Annotated in this window: 19 protein-coding genes and 1 pseudogene; 8 read left to right on the forward strand and 12 right to left on the reverse strand. The window is 53.3% G+C overall.

The window, feature by feature from the left end:
• A partial coding sequence (locus tag C3432_RS05355; protein ID WP_146050985.1) for a transposase occupies positions 1-258 on the reverse strand: 258 nt, incomplete at its 3' end.
• A gap of 122 nt (positions 259-380) precedes the next feature.
• Here C3432_RS05355 and C3432_RS05360 point away from each other — a divergent pair.
• Positions 381-597: pseudogene (locus tag C3432_RS05360) on the forward strand (helix-turn-helix domain-containing protein); the annotation flags it as partial.
• A gap of 523 nt (positions 598-1,120) precedes the next feature.
• Entirely contained in the window at positions 1,121-1,801 is a 681-nt protein-coding gene (locus tag C3432_RS05365) for a hypothetical protein (RefSeq protein ID WP_103775647.1), read from the forward strand.
• Between the two features lie 387 nt (positions 1,802-2,188).
• Here the strand turns inward: C3432_RS05365 and C3432_RS05370 are convergent, their stop codons facing one another.
• The 5 genes from C3432_RS05370 to sad form a co-directional block, all read right to left on the reverse strand.
• Positions 2,189-3,640, reverse strand: a complete 1,452-nt coding sequence (locus tag C3432_RS05370; protein WP_103775648.1) for a tagaturonate reductase — start codon at positions 3,638-3,640, stop codon at positions 2,189-2,191.
• A gap of 251 nt (positions 3,641-3,891) precedes the next feature.
• Positions 3,892-5,328 carry a GGDEF domain-containing protein gene (locus C3432_RS05380; RefSeq protein ID WP_103775650.1) on the reverse strand — a complete coding sequence of 479 codons (1,437 nt, stop codon included), beginning with the start codon at positions 5,326-5,328 and terminating at the stop codon, positions 3,892-3,894.
• 162 nt (positions 5,329-5,490) lie between these two features.
• Entirely contained in the window at positions 5,491-5,850 is a 360-nt protein-coding gene (locus C3432_RS05385; RefSeq protein WP_103775651.1) for a DUF4186 domain-containing protein, read from the reverse strand.
• Positions 5,850-6,776, reverse strand: coding sequence for a glutaminase B (gene glsB / locus C3432_RS05390; RefSeq protein ID WP_103776909.1), 927 nt, complete (start codon positions 6,774-6,776; stop codon positions 5,850-5,852). The genes C3432_RS05385 and glsB overlap by 1 nt, the downstream gene beginning before the upstream one ends.
• Before the next feature lie 148 nt (positions 6,777-6,924).
• Positions 6,925-8,313 (reverse strand): succinate-semialdehyde dehydrogenase, encoded by a 1,389-nt coding sequence (gene sad, locus C3432_RS05395; protein WP_103775652.1) that lies wholly within the window; start codon positions 8,311-8,313, stop codon positions 6,925-6,927.
• Between the two features lie 101 nt (positions 8,314-8,414).
• Here sad and ptrR point away from each other — a divergent pair, with 101 nt between their 5' ends.
• Both ptrR and C3432_RS05405 read left to right on the forward strand, forming a co-directional pair.
• On the forward strand, positions 8,415-9,290 hold the full coding sequence (ptrR, locus tag C3432_RS05400) for a putrescine utilization regulator PtrR (RefSeq protein ID WP_103775653.1): 876 nt from the start codon (positions 8,415-8,417) through the stop codon (positions 9,288-9,290).
• Between the two features lie 139 nt (positions 9,291-9,429).
• Positions 9,430-10,626: a sugar transporter gene (locus C3432_RS05405; RefSeq protein ID WP_103775654.1), complete on the forward strand. Its 1,197-nt coding sequence runs from the start codon at positions 9,430-9,432 to the stop codon at positions 10,624-10,626.
• Between the two features lie 37 nt (positions 10,627-10,663).
• On the opposite strand, the gene C3432_RS05410 is transcribed toward C3432_RS05405, so the two are convergent.
• Complete coding sequence (locus C3432_RS05410) at positions 10,664-11,329, reverse strand: MarC family NAAT transporter (RefSeq protein ID WP_103775655.1); 666 nt, start codon at positions 11,327-11,329, stop codon at positions 10,664-10,666.
• A 259-nt stretch (positions 11,330-11,588) separates the two neighbouring features.
• Between C3432_RS05410 and marR the strand changes: the two genes are divergently transcribed.
• From marR to marB, 3 genes are read left to right on the forward strand one after another with little or no spacing between them, the layout of a single operon-like run.
• Positions 11,589-12,023, forward strand: coding sequence for a multiple antibiotic resistance transcriptional regulator MarR (gene marR, locus C3432_RS05415; RefSeq protein WP_103775656.1), 435 nt, complete (start codon positions 11,589-11,591; stop codon positions 12,021-12,023).
• Positions 12,024-12,041: 18 nt separating this feature from the next.
• Positions 12,042-12,425 (forward strand): MDR efflux pump AcrAB transcriptional activator MarA, encoded by a 384-nt coding sequence (marA, locus tag C3432_RS05420; protein WP_146050914.1) that lies wholly within the window; start codon positions 12,042-12,044, stop codon positions 12,423-12,425.
• 30 nt (positions 12,426-12,455) lie between these two features.
• A complete protein-coding gene (gene marB, locus C3432_RS05425; protein WP_103775658.1) occupies positions 12,456-12,674 on the forward strand; it encodes a multiple antibiotic resistance protein MarB in 219 nt (72 codons plus the stop codon).
• Positions 12,675-12,705: 31 nt separating this feature from the next.
• On the opposite strand, the gene eamA is transcribed toward marB, so the two are convergent.
• Positions 12,706-13,605, reverse strand: a complete 900-nt coding sequence (gene eamA, locus C3432_RS05430; RefSeq protein WP_103775659.1) for an O-acetylserine/cysteine exporter — start codon at positions 13,603-13,605, stop codon at positions 12,706-12,708.
• 317 nt (positions 13,606-13,922) lie between these two features.
• On the opposite strand from eamA, the gene ydeE reads away from it, so the two are divergent.
• Complete coding sequence (ydeE, locus tag C3432_RS05440) at positions 13,923-15,107, forward strand: efflux MFS transporter YdeE (protein WP_103775661.1); 1,185 nt, start codon at positions 13,923-13,925, stop codon at positions 15,105-15,107.
• Positions 15,108-15,149: 42 nt separating this feature from the next.
• On the opposite strand, the gene urtE is transcribed toward ydeE, so the two are convergent.
• From urtE to urtB, 4 genes are read right to left on the reverse strand one after another with little or no spacing between them, the layout of a single operon-like run.
• Positions 15,150-15,848: an urea ABC transporter ATP-binding subunit UrtE gene (urtE, locus tag C3432_RS05445; protein ID WP_103775662.1), complete on the reverse strand. Its 699-nt coding sequence runs from the start codon at positions 15,846-15,848 to the stop codon at positions 15,150-15,152.
• A 9-nt stretch (positions 15,849-15,857) separates the two neighbouring features.
• A complete protein-coding gene (gene urtD / locus C3432_RS05450; RefSeq protein WP_103775663.1) occupies positions 15,858-16,655 on the reverse strand; it encodes an urea ABC transporter ATP-binding protein UrtD in 798 nt (265 codons plus the stop codon).
• Entirely contained in the window at positions 16,655-17,728 is a 1,074-nt protein-coding gene (gene urtC, locus C3432_RS05455) for an urea ABC transporter permease subunit UrtC (RefSeq protein WP_103775664.1), read from the reverse strand. The genes urtD and urtC overlap by 1 nt, the downstream gene beginning before the upstream one ends.
• Positions 17,728-19,302, reverse strand: a complete 1,575-nt coding sequence (urtB, locus tag C3432_RS05460) for an urea ABC transporter permease subunit UrtB (protein ID WP_103775665.1) — start codon at positions 19,300-19,302, stop codon at positions 17,728-17,730. The genes urtC and urtB overlap by 1 nt, the downstream gene beginning before the upstream one ends.
• Positions 19,303-19,318: the final 16 nt, after the last annotated feature.

Here is a 19,318-nt window from a genome sequence, read left to right on the forward strand (position 1 = left end):
ACCGATGGCGCGACGAGTGAACGACAGGCATCCACCATGAGTGAGATAATGCTCAACAGCAGCAATTTTCTGCGCACGTGAATAGCGCTCCCTTGGCTTTAAATCTCTGGGTAAATCGCCCTTCTCTTCATAAATCTGAACCCAACGCCTGAGTTGCTTTGTGGACGGATATCCCAGCTCTCTGACAACCGCAGAGGTCTTTTTACCGTATCGGTAATAGAGTTCGACGGCCCGGATACGATCCTCGTATGAATGCATAAATTAACTCCTGACGGTCCAGGAATTCGTCCGCACCCCCTTTAACCCATTTAGTGATGTCACTTTTTCTGGCATAAAGGATCCAATCCTCAGGCTATGGAGACATCAGGATGCTTGTGACCATGTCAGATAAAGAACTCAGCCGGATCAATGTCATTCAGTCAGTTGTCGAAAAGCGTATGCGCCGTCGTGATGCCGCGCACCAACTTGCTCTGACCGAACGTCAGACGCAGCGTCTGATGAACCGCTCTCGTGAATCAGGTCCCGCTGGCCTGGCAAACCTTCGCCGTGGACCGCCCTGGTAATCACAGACTCCCTGAGTCACTGAAGCTGCGTATCCGATTTACAGTCTCTTCTGAGCGATTGCAGCACTTCTGAGGATGAGACTCATGACAGTATACGGAACGGATTTTTTGCTCATGAATGATGTGGATCCTTCAGGACGTTATCGACCAGTGTCTCACCACACGTCTTTCAGCCACCCGGCTTGAAATCTCTGACAGACATTGCCGACGGCTAATGAACCACTTTCATGTTTCTGGTGCAGCTGGTTTGACTCACGCCAGACGACGAAAGTCAGTCGCGAATCGACTGGATGATTCACTTCGTTTGCGGCATGGCGCTGCTACGTGAAAAATACAGCGACTTTGGCCCTGACATTAGCCGCACGCTGCGCCCTCTTACGAGAGTATTTTCCCCGCACAAGTTGTTGAGTTTGTCCTGAGCATTTTCAGTGTCGGGCCCCGTGAATGTTCAGAGATTCAAACCGCAGGCTACTATTCATTTTATGATCGATATCAAAGACGAATAGGGTCTGTGGTTGTAATGCTCGCCTGGAATTACTTATAAAAGGAGTTTTATAATGACCGTATTTACTTTCACCGGAGCTAAGGCTGGAGACCATACTTTTTCTGTAGTAAACGATATGCGTGAGCATATGTTTCCAGTGACATCAAACGATAAGGTTTTTTTTGACCTGATTATCAATAATGATCCATCGTTAAATCAGCAATTTAACTGGTCCCTTAAATGTAACCTGACGGGAGCTGTAAATGTAAATCAGGATGGACGTGTTTCATTTAATCGATTTGTAGGCGCAATGTCGGATGGAAAATGTATTGTAACCGCACAGCATAAAACGACGGGACAAGCCATAACTTATACGTTTGTACTGGAATATTATTTTGAGGAGTATCTTGATTCAAGCTATGGCTCACAGCCAGTTGACTGGACTTCTGCCGTCGAACTCAATGTTCATGGAATGTATCTTCCCGGCGCGGCACTTTTATCCTTAACTGATGAGACAGGTAATCCAACGCCAAGAAAACCGGGTCCACATTTTTACCAGGAATGGGGGCCGTGTGGGAGTTATAGTGAAAACTTTCTTGGGCTGTCGCGAGGTATGGTCTGGAGCAGGGATACCTATATAAATGACGCAAATAAAGCCATACGTGTTGATGTCGGCACCTCCGGTAAATCACATCCTCATTCTAAAGAATATGCGTTTATACCTCTTTTGGTCCGGTCTTATTCAAAAGAATAATCTTAGCTCTTAAATTAATATATTCTCCCGCCATGATTAGTGCAGTGCAAAGTAATAGCAGAATTCATCGGTATATTTAGCGTCCTGCTCACGGCGGCGGACACATGGAAGCGGCGGGAGAACCACAGCATTAACTTTGCGTTGCTGCTATTGGCGGTGAACGGAATGGCATTCCGCAGGGGCTGTGCTGGTGTGGTTCGGCCCCTTCTCTGTTATTCTGGTATCCAAAGAAATAAAAGTGTCGGAAATATTCACCTGCCTGACTCGTTTTCCTCTGTGTGACCTGTTGCCTCAGATGCTTCAGGCGTGTGATGTTAGTAGAAACCGCATAGTATGTTGTAACTAATGGAGGTATACAAAAAACCCGACCGAAGCCGGGTTAGCCTGTTAACACAGCGGTTTCACCGCATCACGCATCCCTTTTGCAAGAATGACATCAAGGTCGGCTGTGACCTGCTCTACCAGACCAACAACTTGCGTCAGATCCTGTTCCCAGTGCTCTTTCACCGACAGAACAGAAGCGACCAGCGTCCGGGTGTCAATCTGACGATCGCCATGCTGGCTCCAGAGTTGCTGATAACGCTCAATCCAGTGTGCATCATCCTGCACTGGATAGGTTTCGCCATGACGCTCACCCCGATAAAAGGCAATCAGCGCCGCTAACGCAAACGTCAGACGTGCCGGCAATTTTCCGTCTGCCTTCTGCCCTGCCAGTAACTGCGGGAGAATGCGAGTGCGATATTTAGTCATTCCATTCAGCGCAATCGACAGCAGCTGATGCTTGATGTACGGATTGCGGAAACGACCGGTTACCGCACTGGCGAACGACTCCAGCTCATCACGCGGCAGATCCAGCACCGGGATAATCTCTTCATAGATCGCCTTTTCAACAAACGCGCAAATTTCGCTATCGTTCATTGCTTCACCCACGGTATCCAGACCGGCCTGGAACGCGACCGGTACCAGAGCGGTATGCGCACCGTTAAGGATCGCCACTTTGCGTTCTTTATACGGTTTGATGTCATCAACGATCAGCACGTTCAGCGGATACTTATCAAGGCGCAGTTCAGATCCCAGCGATTTTGGCCCCTGAATCACAAACAGATAGAAGTGCTCAGCCGTATCCAGGAAGCTGTCGTGGTATCCGAGTTCGGCTTCAAGTTGCCCTACTTCATCACGCGGATAGCCGGTTACAATACGGTCCACCAGCGTGGAGCAGAAAGCATTCGCCTGATCCAACCACTGCACGAATTCAGTCGGAAGCGCCCACTCCTGTGCGTAGCGCAGAACCAGCTCACGTAATGCATCGCCGTTATAATCAATCAGTTCACAAGGAATAATGATCCAACCTTTATCCAGCGCCCCATTGAAATGGCTGTAACGTTCAAACAGCAGACGGGTCAGTTTTGCCGGATAACTTACCGCTGGCGCATCATCAAACTTATCACCTGCGTGATAACTAATCCCTGCTTCAGTGGTGTTGGAGAAGACAAAACGCATGTCAGGGTTATGAGCCAGCTTCAGGAACTCATCGTAATCACCGTATACGCTGATTTCGCGATTCACCGAACGGATCAAACGCGCGTCGCTGACCGCCTCCCCCTGCTCATTCAAACCACGAATGATAGTGGTATAAAGGCCGTCCTGCGTGCTGAGCGATGGAGGGAATGAACTTTCGATAGGTCTGACAATGACCACACCGGAATTCAGATCGGTATGTTCATTCAGCAGATCAACTTGCCAGTCAACAAAGGCGCGCAGGAAGTTTCCTTCACCAAACTGAATAATACGTTCAGGATAGTGAGCACCGGGAAAATCGCGACGATTTAGTGTTTTCACAATGGGTTCCCTTTTGATTAGTCATACAACCTGTTTTAATTGGTACGACAGGTTAGCAAACTTTAATACACTGAAACCCTGTTTTGATCAATTCGTGGCAACTATTTCCTCGCTTTCAGAGAAAATTGTGGTGCTGTTAACGTTTCATCCACCCGTTGCGCCCAATTCGGTATCACGCCGGCTCTCAGACAGCCGCAAGAGTGGTAGAACAACTCTGCTTCACTCCCCGCAGCTGGAGATTGTTATCACGATTAAGCCAGATCGCTTTCCGTGAGAGCCTGTTGTTGACGCTCAGAGGCGCTGGTGCGATTGCGCCCCTCTTTTTTCGAGCGATACAGACACTCATCGGCTTCAATCATCAGTCGGTTAAACAGTTCCGTCAGCGTCAGGGACGCCAGAACACCGTTGCCCAGGCCAATACTGACGGTGAGATAGATATTCTTTTGCCGCCAGTTGAAAGGCCGCTGTTCGACTGTCTTGCGGATTTTTTCCGCCAGCTGCATTCCTTCATCTGGATTGTTTGACGGCACCACCACCACAAACTCTTCACCGCCCATTCGGGCGACCAGTCCTTTGTCTCCGACAATTTCTTGTACATGCTGCGCAAACACGCTCAGTACCCGATCGCCGCACTCATGACCATAATTGTCATTGATGCTTTTGAAGTAATCGATATCAAGCAGCATCACGGTCACATGCCGCGAATCCGGATACTTCTGCGACTTAAGCGCTTCATACAGCCCGGAACGAGAGTAAACCTGAGTCAGAAAATCAAAATCAGCACGTAAAGAGAGCTGTTTCATCAATGAATTGATCGCCGCTACGCTAACCGCGACCATAATCGGACAAATTGCCATTGTCGCGATCCCAAGCCTTGCGGAAAACATTTGCGGTGTCGACAGCGGTGAGGCCACCGCAATATTAATCACCGAATTGGCAACCAGCACAATCTCCACCGCGCCGGTAAGAAAGGTTAACAGGCAGGTGACTTGCGGGGTATAGCGCACCGCGCACCAGATAAGCGCCGGCAGTGGAAAAGCCAGGCTACCCGCCCCACCAATCACCACCGACGCCAGCACCGAAACAATCAACGCGACCACCGGCATCAGTTGCTCAGGCTTTAAGCCTTTAATGGCTCCCGGCATCGTCAGCGTCAACATGCAGGGAACGATCAGGACTCCCGTCGAAAACTGCTCACTGAACCAGTCGGCGTACAGTGGCCAGAAGGTCAGACGATCTATCCCCACGGAACCTATCGCCCCAATCGTTGCGCACAGCAACGCGGCAATCAGACAATAATTAAATAAACGTAATGCGCTGACCGGCTCATATTTATTTTTCCCCAGACGTTTATCCCGCAGCACCAGTTGGGCTACGGTAATAATAAACACCATATTGGAGAAATTAATCACCAATGAAACCCATCCCCACTGAGTGGTTACCGCGTCATACGCCAGCATGGCAACATAGCTCACGGTATAATAATGCAGACGATTCAACCAGATATAGCGGGCAAATATTCCGGCTATCACGCCATTCAGCGGCCAGAAAAGAGAGAGTTCGTGAACAAGTCGAAGTTCAGCGCCAATAAAGTAAAACAGCGTGGTTAACGCAAAAATAGCGATGGCATTACGTAGCGGATTACCTTCCTGAAACAAACGGAAAGTGGTTATGTGGTGTGCTTGCATTAAATATCAATCCATATAATTGCCAATGGCAATTATCTCTACATAATAAGTTAATTCTTATAAAGGATAGCATGTTTCATTTGCAAAGGTAGTACACACTGCCACTACTGACATTTTTAACGAATAGCTCATTACCCGGAGTAAAATTATGGAAATAAGTTATTACGGCTGATTCATTTGAATCACCAGCCAGTGATGAATCACCGCCACCACATACTGCTGCTGTTCTGCACTCAGGGACTGCCCCTGCGGAATATGATGCCATTTTGCCAGACAGCCACGACAGCACGTCGCCGTCGCATGCTGGGCAATAAAAACCGGGTGACCGCGCATCGGGGTCTGTTTTCCATCATTCGCCGGAAATTCAGGAGCCAGACGTTTAGCCACAAAATCGGCAGCGTGTTGATCGATAACCTCCGCGCCTTTATCCCAACAGTACTGCCGCTCCTTTACGCCAAGCCGGAAACGAGAGCGAAACGGCGAGCGTGAAAGGCGGGTAAAAAGAGGTTCAAACGAATTCATCAATACACCGACCGGCCCATTTGCTGCGTTAATTGCTCCAGTACCGCGATCCCAGCCAGCGAATTGCCGGTCGGATCCAGCTCCGGACTCCAGACCGCGATCGCCATTTCATGCGGAACGATCGCAACGATTCCCCCGCCGACGCCAGATTTAGCCGGAAGCCCTACCCGCCACGCAAATTCCCCGGCATTCTGGTACATGCCACTGGTCGCCATCAGCGCATTGATCTGCCGCGCCTGCAGCGGCGTGACGACCGGCTCATCAAGATGAAACGCCTGCCCCTGATTGGCCAGAAAAACAAACGTTCGCGCCAGCTCCACGCAGTTCATCTTTAGCGCACAGTAGTGAAAATAGTTTTGCAGAACGGTGGTCACATCATGATGAAAATTACCAAACGACTTCATCAGCCAGGCTATCGCGGCGTTGCGCGCAGAGTGCTCAAACTCAGAGCGGGCCACCACGCCATCATAACTGATATCCGTCACCCCACTCAGCGCCCGCACCACCTCAAGCATCCGCTGTCTTGGGGCGCTCAGGCGTCCCTGAAGCATATCGCAGACCACCAGCGCTCCGGCATTGATAAACGGATTACGTGGGATCCCCTGCTCCATCTCCAGCTGCACCAGTGAGTTAAACGGTGAACCCGAAGGATCCTTCCCGACGCGTTGCCAGATCTCCTCTTCGGAATAGTGACGCATCGCCACCACCAGGCTGAGCACTTTAGAGATGGACTGAATAGAAAAGCGCTCAAGGGCGTCGCCGGCCTGCCAGAGCTGTCCGTCAACGGTACAGATGGCAATCCCCAGCTTCGCCCCCTCAACAGAGGCTAACGCCGGAATGTAATCAGCCACTTTCCCCTGACCAATCAGCGGACGAACCTGCTGCAAAATAGTCTCTAAAATTGAATTGTCCACGACGCTGGCCACCACAAACTCCTTGCCCGCAGGTCTGAAAGGCCTGCGAGTATAACAGAGCCGAATATGTCGCGTCAGGCGGAACGGCGAAATCGGGTCACGGCCTGCATCCGTTGATGAAATACAGACCGGAGTCATATTCCCCCTGACGCCCTGGAGATCAGATACGGTTTTTCCAGACCGTCTGGACATTGCAGAATTCATGCAGGCCAAAATGAGAGAGTTCGCGACCGAAACCGCTTTTCTTCACGCCGCCAAACGCTACGCGGGCGTCGCTGGCGCTGTAGCCATTAATGAATACCCCGCCACATTCAAGCCGCGCGGCCATCGTCCCGGCCAGCAATTCGTCGGCGGTAAAGACGGTTGCGGAAAGACCAAAATCACTGTGGTTAGCCAGTTCCAGCGCATGGTCGGCGCTTTTTGCCACGGTAATGGCGGCGACGGGACCGAAAAGCTCCTGGCGAAACGCGGTCATTTCTGGCGTCACGTCCCCGAGCACGGTTACGGCGTAATAATTCCCCTCGCCAGCCAGCTTTTCACCGCCCAGCAGCAGCGTGGCACCTTCTGCAAGCGTGGCCTGCACCTGCTGATGCAGTTCATCGCGCAGGTCAGCCCGCGCCATCGGCCCGAGATCGGTCTCATCACGCATCGGATCGCCCATTTTTAATGCGCTGGCCGCAGCAACAAAGCGTTCAGTAAACGCCTGCGCAATCCCTTCTTCCACAATAAAGCGTTTCGCCGCCGCACACACCTGCCCGGTATTCTGATAACGTCCGGCGACGGCGGCCTTAACCGCCAGCTCCAGATCGGCATCGTTCAGTACAATAAAGGGGTCGGAACCGCCGAGTTCAAGGACACATTTTTTCAGCGCGGCACCAGCCTGAGCGCCAATTGCGGCCCCCGCGCGCACGCTTCCGGTAACCGTAACGGCGGCGATGCGCGGATCGTCAATCATCTGACTGACACCACGGTTATCCGCATTCACCCAGCCATAAACACCTTGCGGAATATCAGCGTCCGCAAAAACCTGACCAATAAGCTGCGCGCAGCCCATCACGTTGGGGGCATGCTTTAACAAATAGCCGTTGCCCGCCAGCAGAATGGGGATCGCGCCGCGCAGCACCTGCCACAGCGGGAAATTCCATGGCATCACGGCCAGCACCGTCCCCAGGGGACGGTATTCAATCACCGCCTGATTGTTCTCCACCAGTGTGGGTTCAGGTTTCAGCATTGCCGGGCCGTGTTCGGCGTACCAGTCGCAGAGGTCGGCTGATTTTACCACTTCAGCACGCGCCTGCCTGATGGGTTTTCCCATCTCTTGTGTGATTGCCTGCGCCATCTCCTCACTGCGCGCCCGCAGCGCCTGGCCAACGTCGCGTAGTTTTTGCGCACGATGGGCAACAGTGGTCAATTTCCAGGCGGTAAGTCCGCTGGCAGCAAGGCTAAGCGTATTTTCTATCTCATGCTGAGTAGCCCACGGCATGGCCGTCAGTTGCTGCCCGGTAGTCGGATCCACCGAGATGGCGTGTGTAGTCGCAGTGACAGACATAATGTGTTCTCCATCGTGTGTAATGGGATACATCATGAGCACTTTTATTGTTTATGAAAAATGAATAATATTAAGTCAGTCATTCACAAAAAGAGAAAACCATGGATCTGACGCAGTTGGAAATGTTCAATGCGGTCGCCGAAACCGGCAGCATTACGCAGGCAGCCGCGAAGGTACACCGTGTGCCCTCCAATCTGACAACCCGTATTCGCCAGCTTGAGGCCGATCTCGGCGTGGATCTGTTTATTCGTGAAAGCCAGCGGCTCAGGTTATCTCCCGCCGGACATAACTTCCTCCGCTACAGCCAACAGATTCTGGCCTTAGTTGATGAAGCCAGAATGGTGGTCGCCGGTGATGAACCGCAGGGATTATTCGCCCTCGGTGCGCTGGAGAGTACCGCCGCCGTGCGCATTCCCGTGACGCTTGCCGACTATAATCAACGCTACCCCAAAATACAGTTTGCCCTGTCGACAGGGCCATCCGGCACTATGCTGGACGGCGTGCTTGCAGGGAACCTCAATGCAGCATTTGTCGATGGGCCGATCGCACATCCCGGACTGGAAGGGATGCCGGTGTATCGTGAAGAGATGATGATTGTCACGCCAAACGGACATCCACCGGTAACGCGTGCCAGCGAGGTCAATGGCCGCAACATTTACGCGTTTCGCGCCAACTGTTCGTATCGTCGTCATTTTGAGCGCTGGTTTCACGCCGATCGCGCCATGCCTGGGACAATTCACGAAATGGAGTCTTATCACGGAATGCTGGCCTGTGTTATCGCAGGAGCAGGGATCGCCCTGATCCCCCGTTCGATGCTCGAGAGTATGCCGGGGCATCATCAGGTAGAGTGCTGGCCGCTGGCAGAAGACTGGCGCTGGCTGGATACCTGGCTGGTGTGGCGTCGTGGAGCAATGACGCGACAGCTGGAGGCATTCATCGAACTGCTCAATCCCCCACTGCCGCTAAACGCAGGATAATTTTCTGAAATGCCCGCTTCCGGGCATTCTTTTTTTCCTGGCTGGAAATGAGATCTGAATCACAAAACGGTTGTATTTTCATCAGTAAACGTTTTAAGATCGCCTCCTCACCTTTTCGCAACTAACCCGACGTATTCTTATGACAACACAGGCTGTTTCCCGCAAAGTCGCGTGGCTACGGGTCGTTACGCTTGCCATCGCCGCTTTTATCTTTAATACCACTGAGTTTGTCCCGGTTGGGCTGCTTTCGGACATCGCGCAGAGCTTTAATATGCAGACCGCGCAGGTTGGGATCATGCTGACCATTTACGCCTGGGTTGTGGCGCTGATGTCCCTGCCGTTTATGCTGCTGACCAGTCAGGTTGAGCGGCGTAAATTGCTGATTTGCCTCTTTGTCGTTTTTATCGCCAGCCACGTGCTTTCGTTCTTTGCCTGGAGCTTTACCGTCCTGGTGATTAGCCGCATCGGTATCGCCTTCGCCCACGCCATTTTCTGGTCGATCACCGCCTCGCTGGCCATTCGTCTGGCTCCGGCCGGTAAACGCGCCCAGGCCCTTAGCCTGATAGCTACCGGTACCGCGCTGGCGATGGTTCTCGGACTGCCAATCGGGCGCATTGTTGGACAATATTTTGGCTGGCGCACCACCTTCTTTGCCATCGGCATGGGGGCATTATTCACCCTGATGTGCCTGATCAAGCTGCTGCCGAAACTGCCCAGCGAACACTCTGGCTCCTTAAAAAGCCTGCCGCTGTTGTTCCGTCGTCCGGCGTTAATGAGTATCTATCTGCTGACGGTAGTGGTCGTGACCGCGCACTACACGGCGTACAGCTATATTGAGCCATTTGTGCAGACCGTTGCCGGGCTGAGCGCGAACTTCGCCACGGTGTTATTGCTGGTGCTGGGCGGAGCCGGGATTATCGGCAGCGTGATTTTCGGCAAGCTCGGAAATCTGCATGCCTCAGGATTGATCAGCATTGCCATTGCGCTGCTGGTCACCTGTCTGGTACTTCTGCTACCCGCCGCAGACAGTGAACTGCATTTGGCAATATTAAGCATTTTCTGGGGGATCGCGATTATGATGATTGGCCTTGGTATGCAGGTGAAGGTTCTTGCCCTGGCGCCTGATGCCACGGACGTCGCGATGGCGCTGTTCTCAGGTATTTTTAACATCGGTATCGGCGCAGGCGCGCTGGTGGGGAATCAGGTGAGTTTACACTGGTCGATGTCAACCATTGGCTACGTTGGCGCGGTACCGGCATTTGCCGCGCTGATCTGGTCGGTCATTATTTTCCGCAGATGGCCAGTCTCACTGGAAGAACAGCCGCAGAAATCGTGATAAAGCGGCCCGGTAACGGTTTTACCGGGCCATATTACTAAGGGTACGTTTGGATAATTTCCAGCACGCCGTTAATAATAAACTGCACGCCCATACAGACCAGCAGGAATCCCATCAGACGGGAAATGGCCTCGATTCCCCCCTTGCCCACCAGACGCATAATCGCCCCGGAGCTACGCAGGGATCCCCACAGGATCACCGCCACCGCCAGAAAAATAATCGGCGGCGCAATCATAATCACCCACTCAGGAAATTCGCTGCCATGACGAACGGTGGAAGCCGAACTGATGATCATCGCAATCGTACCTGGCCCTGCGGTACTGGGCATCGCCAGCGGCACAAAGGCGATACTGGCGCCGGGCTCATCCTCCAGCTCGGCTGATTTACTTTTTGCTTCCGGCAATTCGTGCGCCTTCTGCTGCGGAAACAGCATCCGAAAACCGATAAACGCAACAATGAGTCCCCCCGCAATACGCAGGCCCGGAATTGAGATCCCAAAGGTGCTCATCACCAGTTGTCCGGCGTAGTAAGCCACCATCATAATGGCGAAAACATACACTGAAGCCATAAAAGACTGGCGGTTACGCTCGGCGCTGTTCATATTGCCCGCAAGCCCCAGGAACAACGCCACGGTAGTTAATGGGTTCGCCAGCGGCAGCAACACCACCAGTCCCAGCCCTATCGCTTTAAACAATTCCATCATAACGGCATTTCTTCCTGTTTCGACCTGATGTAAACGGCAAGTATAAGTGGAAAACCATCACGTTAGCCATTCCACGGCGGTAAGCATGCGTTATGCGTCCTGAGCATAACTGCTATTTATCATTAATTTATTAAAATGTGATCTGGTGCAACTTTATACCGTTTTAGCAAATCGTGTTATCCGCCAATTCATTCATTTGACTTATGATTGCCTGGGCAATATTATCTGCCGTAATTAATTACTTGCCAGGGCAACCATTGTGAAAAGCACCCGTGATTTATTCAACGAGATTATCCCACTGGGTCGCCTTATCTATATGGTTAATCAGAAAAAAGATCGTTTGCTAAACGAATACCTGTCGCCACTGGATATCACCGCATCGCAATTCAAAGTGCTCTGCTCAATTCGCTGTGCGGGATGCATCACCCCGGTTGAGCTGAAGAAAGTGCTTTCTGTCGATCCTGGCTCGTTAACGCGTATGCTCGACCGTCTGGTCTGCAAAGAGTGGATTGAACGGTTACCCAACCCGAATGACAAACGCGGCGTGCTGGTGAAGCTCACCGAACACGGCGCGGCAATTTGTGAACAATGTCATCAATTAGTAGGACAAGACCTGCATCAGGAATTAACAAAAAACTTAACGGCGGACGAAGTGGCAACGCTTGAGCATTTGCTTAAGAAAGTTCTGCCGTAACAGAAAAGAGGTATGACGATGTCCAGACGCAATACTGACGCTATCACTATTCATAGCATTTTGGACTGGATCGAAGATAACCTGGAATCACCACTCTCACTGGAAAAAGTGTCAGAGCGTTCGGGTTACTCCAAATGGCACCTGCAACGGATGTTTAAAAAGGAAACCGGCCACTCGTTAGGCCAGTACATCCGCAGCCGCAAAATGACTGAAATTGCGCAGAAATTAAAAGAGAGCAATGAACCGATTTTGTATCTGGCGGAACGGTATGGCTTTGAGTCACAGCAGACGCTGACCCGGACGTTCAAGAACTATTTTGACGTGCCGCCCCATAAGTATCGCATTACCCAAATGCATGGTGAATCCCGGTATTTGCTTCCCCTTAACCATTGCAACTACTAAATCGCCTGTCACGACGTAATTGAGGAAATCATGAAACTGCTCCCTTCTGCAATGCTGACGCTGCTGCTTGTTGTATCAGGTCAGAGCGTTGCAGAGCAATCCACCCAGCCCGCGACACAAAATAATCGGGACGCGATGATCGTGCCAACGGCACAGGAACAGTCGCCGTACGATTTGAATCATATGGGTTCGGGAAGCGACAAGTCCGACGAGTTAGGCGTGCCGTACTACAACAGACATCGCCTGTAATGCTTTTTGCCCTGCCACTGCGGGGCTTTTTTTAACTTCTCACCCGTGCCGTTCTTCTCAGGCGCAAGCCAAACACATTGATATACAGCCCTGCCATAATCAGTACCGTACCGAGAAACTGCAACCCACTCAGCGTTTCATCCAGCAAAACCGCCGCACTCGCCAGCCCCACGACCGGGACCAGTAACGACAGCGGTGCGACCCGCCAGGTCTCATAGCGTCCCAGCAGCGATCCCCAGATACCGTAGCCGACAATCGTGGCGATAAAGGCCAGGTAGACCAGCGACAGGATCGTTGTGATATCAATGTTTATGAGGCTCTGTACGATTTGCGTCGAGCCATCGAGAATCAACGAGGCCGTCAGAAACGGAATAATCGGGATCAACGCGCTCCAGACGACCAGCGACATCACTGGCGGGCGCGAGGCGTGCTGCATGATTTTCTTATTAAAAATATTGCCGCACGCCCAGCTAAACGCCGCGGCCAGGGTAAGCATAAAGCCGGTCATCGCCACATGCTGTCCGTTGAGGCTGCCCTCAATCAGGACCAGCACGCCAAATATCGCCAGCGCAATACCCGCCATCTGCTTCCCTTGCAGACGCTCACCAAAAGCAAAAGCGCCAAGTACGATGGTGAAAAAGGCCTGCGCCTGTAACACCAGCGAAGCCAGCCCTGCAGGCATACCGAATTTGATCGCACAGAAAAGAAAGGCAAACTGACCAAAGCTGATGGTCAGCCCGTAGCCGATCAGCAGCGGGAGCGGGATCCGCGGACGTGCCACAAAGAAAATCGCCGGAAACGCCACCAGCAGAAAGCGTAAACCTGCCAGCATTAGCGGAGGCATATTATGTAACCCCACCTTAATGACAACGAAATTAAGCCCCCACACCACAACCACCAGCAACGCTAACAGCCCGTCTTTACGCGTCATACTACCGCCCCTGCGATTATTAAATTTTTGTAAACAAGTTAAGCTACCGGAAATCATTGTCTGTTAACAGATCATTAATTCAGGTAGGTGGCCCGCGCATTTCCCGACAACATCTCCGGTGTACATCACATTTTTGCCGTGCTATTCCTTTACCCGTCATACTTCAAGTTGCAGATGCGTTGGCTGCACTCACTCGCTCCGGTCACTGACTTTAGTCAGCGCCCGGGGACTCACTCCCAGGCCGCCTTCCTGCAACTCGAATTATTTAGGGTTCTCATATCTAAAAAAACATAACGAAACGCAACGTCGGGCAAAAAATGAACGCAACACTGAGACGATCTACCCTGGCTTTACTCGCCTCATCATTGTTATTAACGATTGGACGCGGCGCCACGCTGCCGTTCATGACCATTTACCTCAATCGTCAGTACAATCTGAGCGTGGATCTCATTGGCTATGCGATGACCATTGCCCTGACCATCGGCGTAGTCTTCAGCCTGGGGTTCGGCATTCTGGCCGACAAGTTCGACAAAAAGCGCTACATGTTGCTGGCGATCTCCGCCTTTGCCTTTGGCTTTATCGCCATACCGCTGGTAGACAGCGTGACGCTGGTGGTGGTGCTGTTCGCCCTGATCAACTGCGCTTATTCCGTCTTCGCTACCGTGCTAAAAGCCTGGTTTGCCGACAACCTCTCTCCCGCCGCGAAGGCCCGGATTTTCTCACTTAACTATACGGTGCTGAACATCGGCTGGACCGTAGGGCCACCGCTCGGCACGCTGCTGGTGATGCAGAGCATCAATCTGCCATTCTGGCTGGCGGCAATCTGCTCGGCATTCCCGCTGGTTTTTATTCAGACATGGGTCAATCGTTCTGCCGCCAGAGATGCGGAGAACAGCGTGGCGTGGTCCCCCGCTGTTTTGCTGCACGATAAGGCCCTGTTCTGGTTCACCCTTTCCGCCTTCCTGGCCTCGTTTGTCGGCGGCGCGTTCGCCTCGTGCATCTCTCAGTATGTTATGGTCGTCGCGGATGGTGATTTCGCCGAAAAAGTGGTCGCCGTGGTTTTGCCAGTGAATGCCGCCGTGGTCGTTGGCCTGCAATATTCTGTCGGACGCCGCCTTACGCCAGGTAACATTCGTCCGTTAATGACGCTGGGGACGGTTTGCTTTGTCCTGGGTTTAGCGGGATTTATGATCTCAGGCGACAGTCTCCTGTTCTGGGGAGCCTCCGCCGCCATATTCACCCTCGGCGAAGTGATCTACGCGCCGGGGGAATACATGCTGATCGACAATATCGCCCCGCCAGGCATGAAGGCCAGCTATTTCTCCGCCCAGTCGCTGGGCTGGTTGGGTGCCGCGGTGAACCCTCTGGCAAGCGGGATCATTCTGACCTCCTCCCCCGCCTGGACACTGTTTGTGGTGCTGATTGTGGCTATCGTGATGGCATGGGTACTGATGCTCCAGGGAATGCGCGTCAGGCCCTGGGGACAACCGACAGCGTGCTAACTCAGAGGCGTTCCGTGCGGATTCATCACCTGCCCGGAACGCTCAGATAGCCACCAATCCTCGCACCCCTTCCGCTGCCATATTTTCACCACGACCACGCTGAATGATGCTGCCACGCGACATCAGCAGATACTGGTCGGCAAGTTCCGCCGCAAAGTCATAGAACTGCTCAACCAGCAGGATAGCCATGTCGCCACGGCGCGCCAGTTGTGCAATCACCAGTCCAATCTCCTTAATCACCGACGGCTGAATTCCTTCTGTGGGTTCATCCAGGATCAGCAACCGGGGGCGGCTGGCCAGCGCCCGTCCAATGGCCAGCTGCTGCTGCTGCCCGCCAGAGAGATCGCCACCGCGCCGATGTTTCATCTCTTTCAGTACCGGAAAAAGCGCGTATATTTCATCGGGCACCGCTTTGGCGTCACGCACAGGAAAGCGAGACAGGCCCATTAATAGATTCTCTTCGACGGTCAGGCGAGGAAAAATCTCTCGCCCCTGTGGTACATACGCCACTCCCGCCTGAACCCGCTGGTGCGGTTTACGCTGTGTGATATTTTTATCCTGCCATATCACCGTGCCGCCACGCGTGGGGATCAGCCCCATCAGACACTTTAACAATGTGGTTTTTCCTGCACCATTACGTCCCAGCAGGCAGGTGACTTCCCCGATCGGGGCGTTGAAACTCACTCCGCGCAAGATATGGCTGCCACCGTAATATTGATTCAGCTCATTCACCTGTAACATCCCTTCTCCTTAGCGACCCAGATAGACGTCAATAACCTGCTCATTCGCCTGCACTTCTCGCAGGCTGCCCTCTGCCAGTACACGCCCCTGATGCAATACCGTGACGCGATCGGCGATGGTTTCGACAAACCCCATGTCGTGCTCCACCACCATCAGCGAGTGTTTCCCCGCCAGCGTGAGAAACAGCTCTGCGGTGTATTCCGTTTCGGCATCCGTCATGCCTGCTGCGGGTTCATCCAGCAGCAGTAAATGCGGCTCCTGTACCAGCAGCATCCCAATCTCCAGGAACTGTTTTTGTCCGTGAGAGAGCAGACCCGCACGACGGTCCCGCTCAGCCCGAAGACGCAGAAGACCAAGCATATCGTCAATGCGATCGCGCTGTTCAGCCGTCAGACGCGCCCGCAAAGAAGCCCACACCGATTTATCATTTTTCATCGCCAGCGCCATGTTCTCTTCAACCGTTAACGCCTCAAAAACGGTGGGTTTCTGAAACTTTCGACCAATGCCCTGCCGGGCGATAGAGACAGGGTCGAGCAAGGTCAGATCGGTGGACTGATCGTAAATGGCTTTGCCGCTTTGTGGACGCGTTTTGCCGGTAATCACATCCATCAGCGTGGTTTTACCGGCACCGTTTGGTCCGATAATGCAACGCAGCTCACCTACGCCGATATTCAGCGTCAGGTTAGTCAGTGCCTGAAAGCCATCAAAACTCACGTTGATGTCCTCCAGTTGCAGCACCGGATCCGTTTGCTCACGGAAGCGGTCCCCCGGTAGCTGACGGGTAAAAAGTCCTTCATCTGGCTGCATTATTTATCTCCTTTGCGAAACAAGCCAATCACCCCACGGGGTAAAAACAGCGTTACGCCGATGAAGATCAACCCAAGAAATAACTGCCAGTACTCAGGCAAAATCACGGTAAACAGGCTTTTTGCCCCATTCACCAGTATGGCGCCAAAGATCGGACCAATCAGCGTCCCGCGCCCGCCGAGGGCCACCCAAATCGCGGCCTCGATCGAGTTTGTTGGCGACATTTCGCTGGGGTTGATAATGCCGACCTGCGGAACATACAGCGCCCCGGCCAGCGCGCAGAGGACGGCGGAGAGCGTCCAGACCAGCAGCCTGAAGCCTTTTGGGTCGTAGCCGCAAAACATCAGTCGGTCCTCCGAATCACGAATCGCGGTAAGGATCCGGCCAAACTTGCTGCGCGCCAGCGCAAAACCCAGCCACAATGCCAGAACCAGCAATAGCACGGTCATAAGAAACAGGGCGATCCTCGTCGTGGTGGCGGCGATCGGGAATCCGAGTAATGTGGTAAATCCGGTAAAGCCATTATTGCCGCCAAAGCCGGTCTCATTCCGAAAGAAAAGCAGCATGCCAGCAAAGGTCAGCGCCTGCGTCATGATCGAAAAGTAGACTCCTTTGATTTTCGAGCGGAAGGCAAAATAGCCAAATATCAGCGCCAGCAGCCCGGGAAGCAGCACAACCCATGCGAAAGCCCAGGCAAAATGCTGTGTTCCCCACCAGAACCACGGAAGTTCAGACCATGAGAGAAAGGACATAAACGCCGGTAACCCCTCTCCGGCAGCTTGCCGCATCAGGTACATCCCCATTGCGTAACCGCCCAGCGCAAAAAAGAGACCATGTCCAAGCGATAACATTCCGGCATAGCCCCATACCAGGTCCAGCGCCACGGCGACAACGGCATAGCAGAGGATCTTGCCAGCCAGCGTCAGCATCCACACGGAAATCGCCAGCGGATGATCGGCCGGCAGCAAAGCCAGAAATGGCAGAATAATCAGCGCCACCAGTACGGTGATGCCGAGCGCCTGACTCACGCGCGGCGCTTTGCGGGTCAGTGCTAAGGTCATTGGCATAGTCATCAGTCGGTTACCCTTCCTTTCAGTGCAAACAGCCCCTGGGGACGCTTCTGAATAAACAGAATGATCAACACCAGGATCGCAATTTTGCCGAGTACGGCCCCCATCTGGGGCTCAAGGATTTTGTTGAAAATGCCCAGGCCCAATGCCGCCGCCACGCTTCCGGCCAGTTGTCCGACGCCGCCAAGCACCACCACCAGAAAAGAATCGATGATGTAACCTTGCCCAAGCTCCGGGCCAACGTTCCCCAGTTGCGACAGCGCCACGCCCCCGAGTCCGGCAATTCCGGATCCCAGACCAAATGCCAGCATATCCACGCGCCCTGTCGGCACCCCGCAGCAGGCCGCCATACTGCGATTCTGCGTAACGGCGCGAACATGCATTCCCAGCCGCGTTTTATTCAGCAGCAGCCAGGTGAAGATCAGCACCAGCATGGCAAAACCCAGCACGACCAGGCGGTTCCAGGGCAAAATAAGATTGGCGTAAACCTGAACACCCCCGGAGAGCCATGCCGGGTTTGCCACCTCAAGGTTTTGCGCCCCAAACGTCATCCGCACCAGTTGAATCAGCATCAGGCTGATTCCCCACGTGGCTAACAGCGTTTCCAGCGGTCGGCCATACAGATGGCGAATCACGCCACGCTCCAGAATCATGCCGATGCCGGCGGTAAGCAGAAAGGCCACCGGAAGCGCCACTACCGGATACAGCGCCAGCCACTGCGGCATAAACTGCGCCATAATTTGCTGCACCATCCACGTACAGTAAGCGCCCAGCATCAGCATTTCGCCGTGCGCCATGTTGATGACCCCCAGCAAGCCGTAGGTAATTGCCAGCCCCAGCGCGGCAAGTAACAGCACAGATCCCAGCGATAACCCCATAAACGCCTGACCAAGCAGGTCGCCCAGCCACATACGGTGTTCAATCCGACGCAAACTCTCACGGGCGGCGGCTCGCACGCTGGCGTCCGGTTCCGTTTCCGCATCCGTGAACGGCTGCAGTCGCGACGACAGTTCAGGATCGCTGGCCTCACCCAGCAGGGTTACCGCCTGCCTGCGAATTTCTCCGGATGGACTCATCAGCTGCAGTCTGGCGAGCGCAATCGCCAGACTGGACTTCGCCTCGGTATCACTCTCCTGCCCCAGACGCTGTTGCAGGAACGGCAGTATTTCAGGTAACGCCTCTCGCTGTAACGTTCTGGCTGCGGCCCGCCTTTCTGTGACAACGTCACTTAATAGCAAATGCGTTGCCAGAGCGCCCGCCGTCAGATTACGTAGCCTGTTCGTCAGGCGTATTTGTTTAAGCTCACCAACGGGGTTCCCGGCACTGCCCAGGGCGATAATCTGCGCCCCCTTCGCCGTAAAGGCGTGTTTTTTATCATCAGTAAGCAATTTCTCCTGACTCAGAACCCTCAGCAATGGCAGGCGCGAAGCGTCAGGAGATGCGGCCCATTGTTCAAGCAAGGTGACCTGCTGCGCACGACTGGCGGCGGCAAAAGTATCTGCACTATTAGCCTGTGCAAAACACGGCAAAAGCCAGAGCGACAGCATGACACCGCAAATAAAACGTAAGGTTTTCATGACGCGTACTCCACAA

The organism is Citrobacter amalonaticus (genome assembly GCF_002918555.1).
GTDB classification, from domain to species: domain Bacteria; phylum Pseudomonadota; class Gammaproteobacteria; order Enterobacterales; family Enterobacteriaceae; genus Citrobacter_C; species Citrobacter_C amalonaticus_A.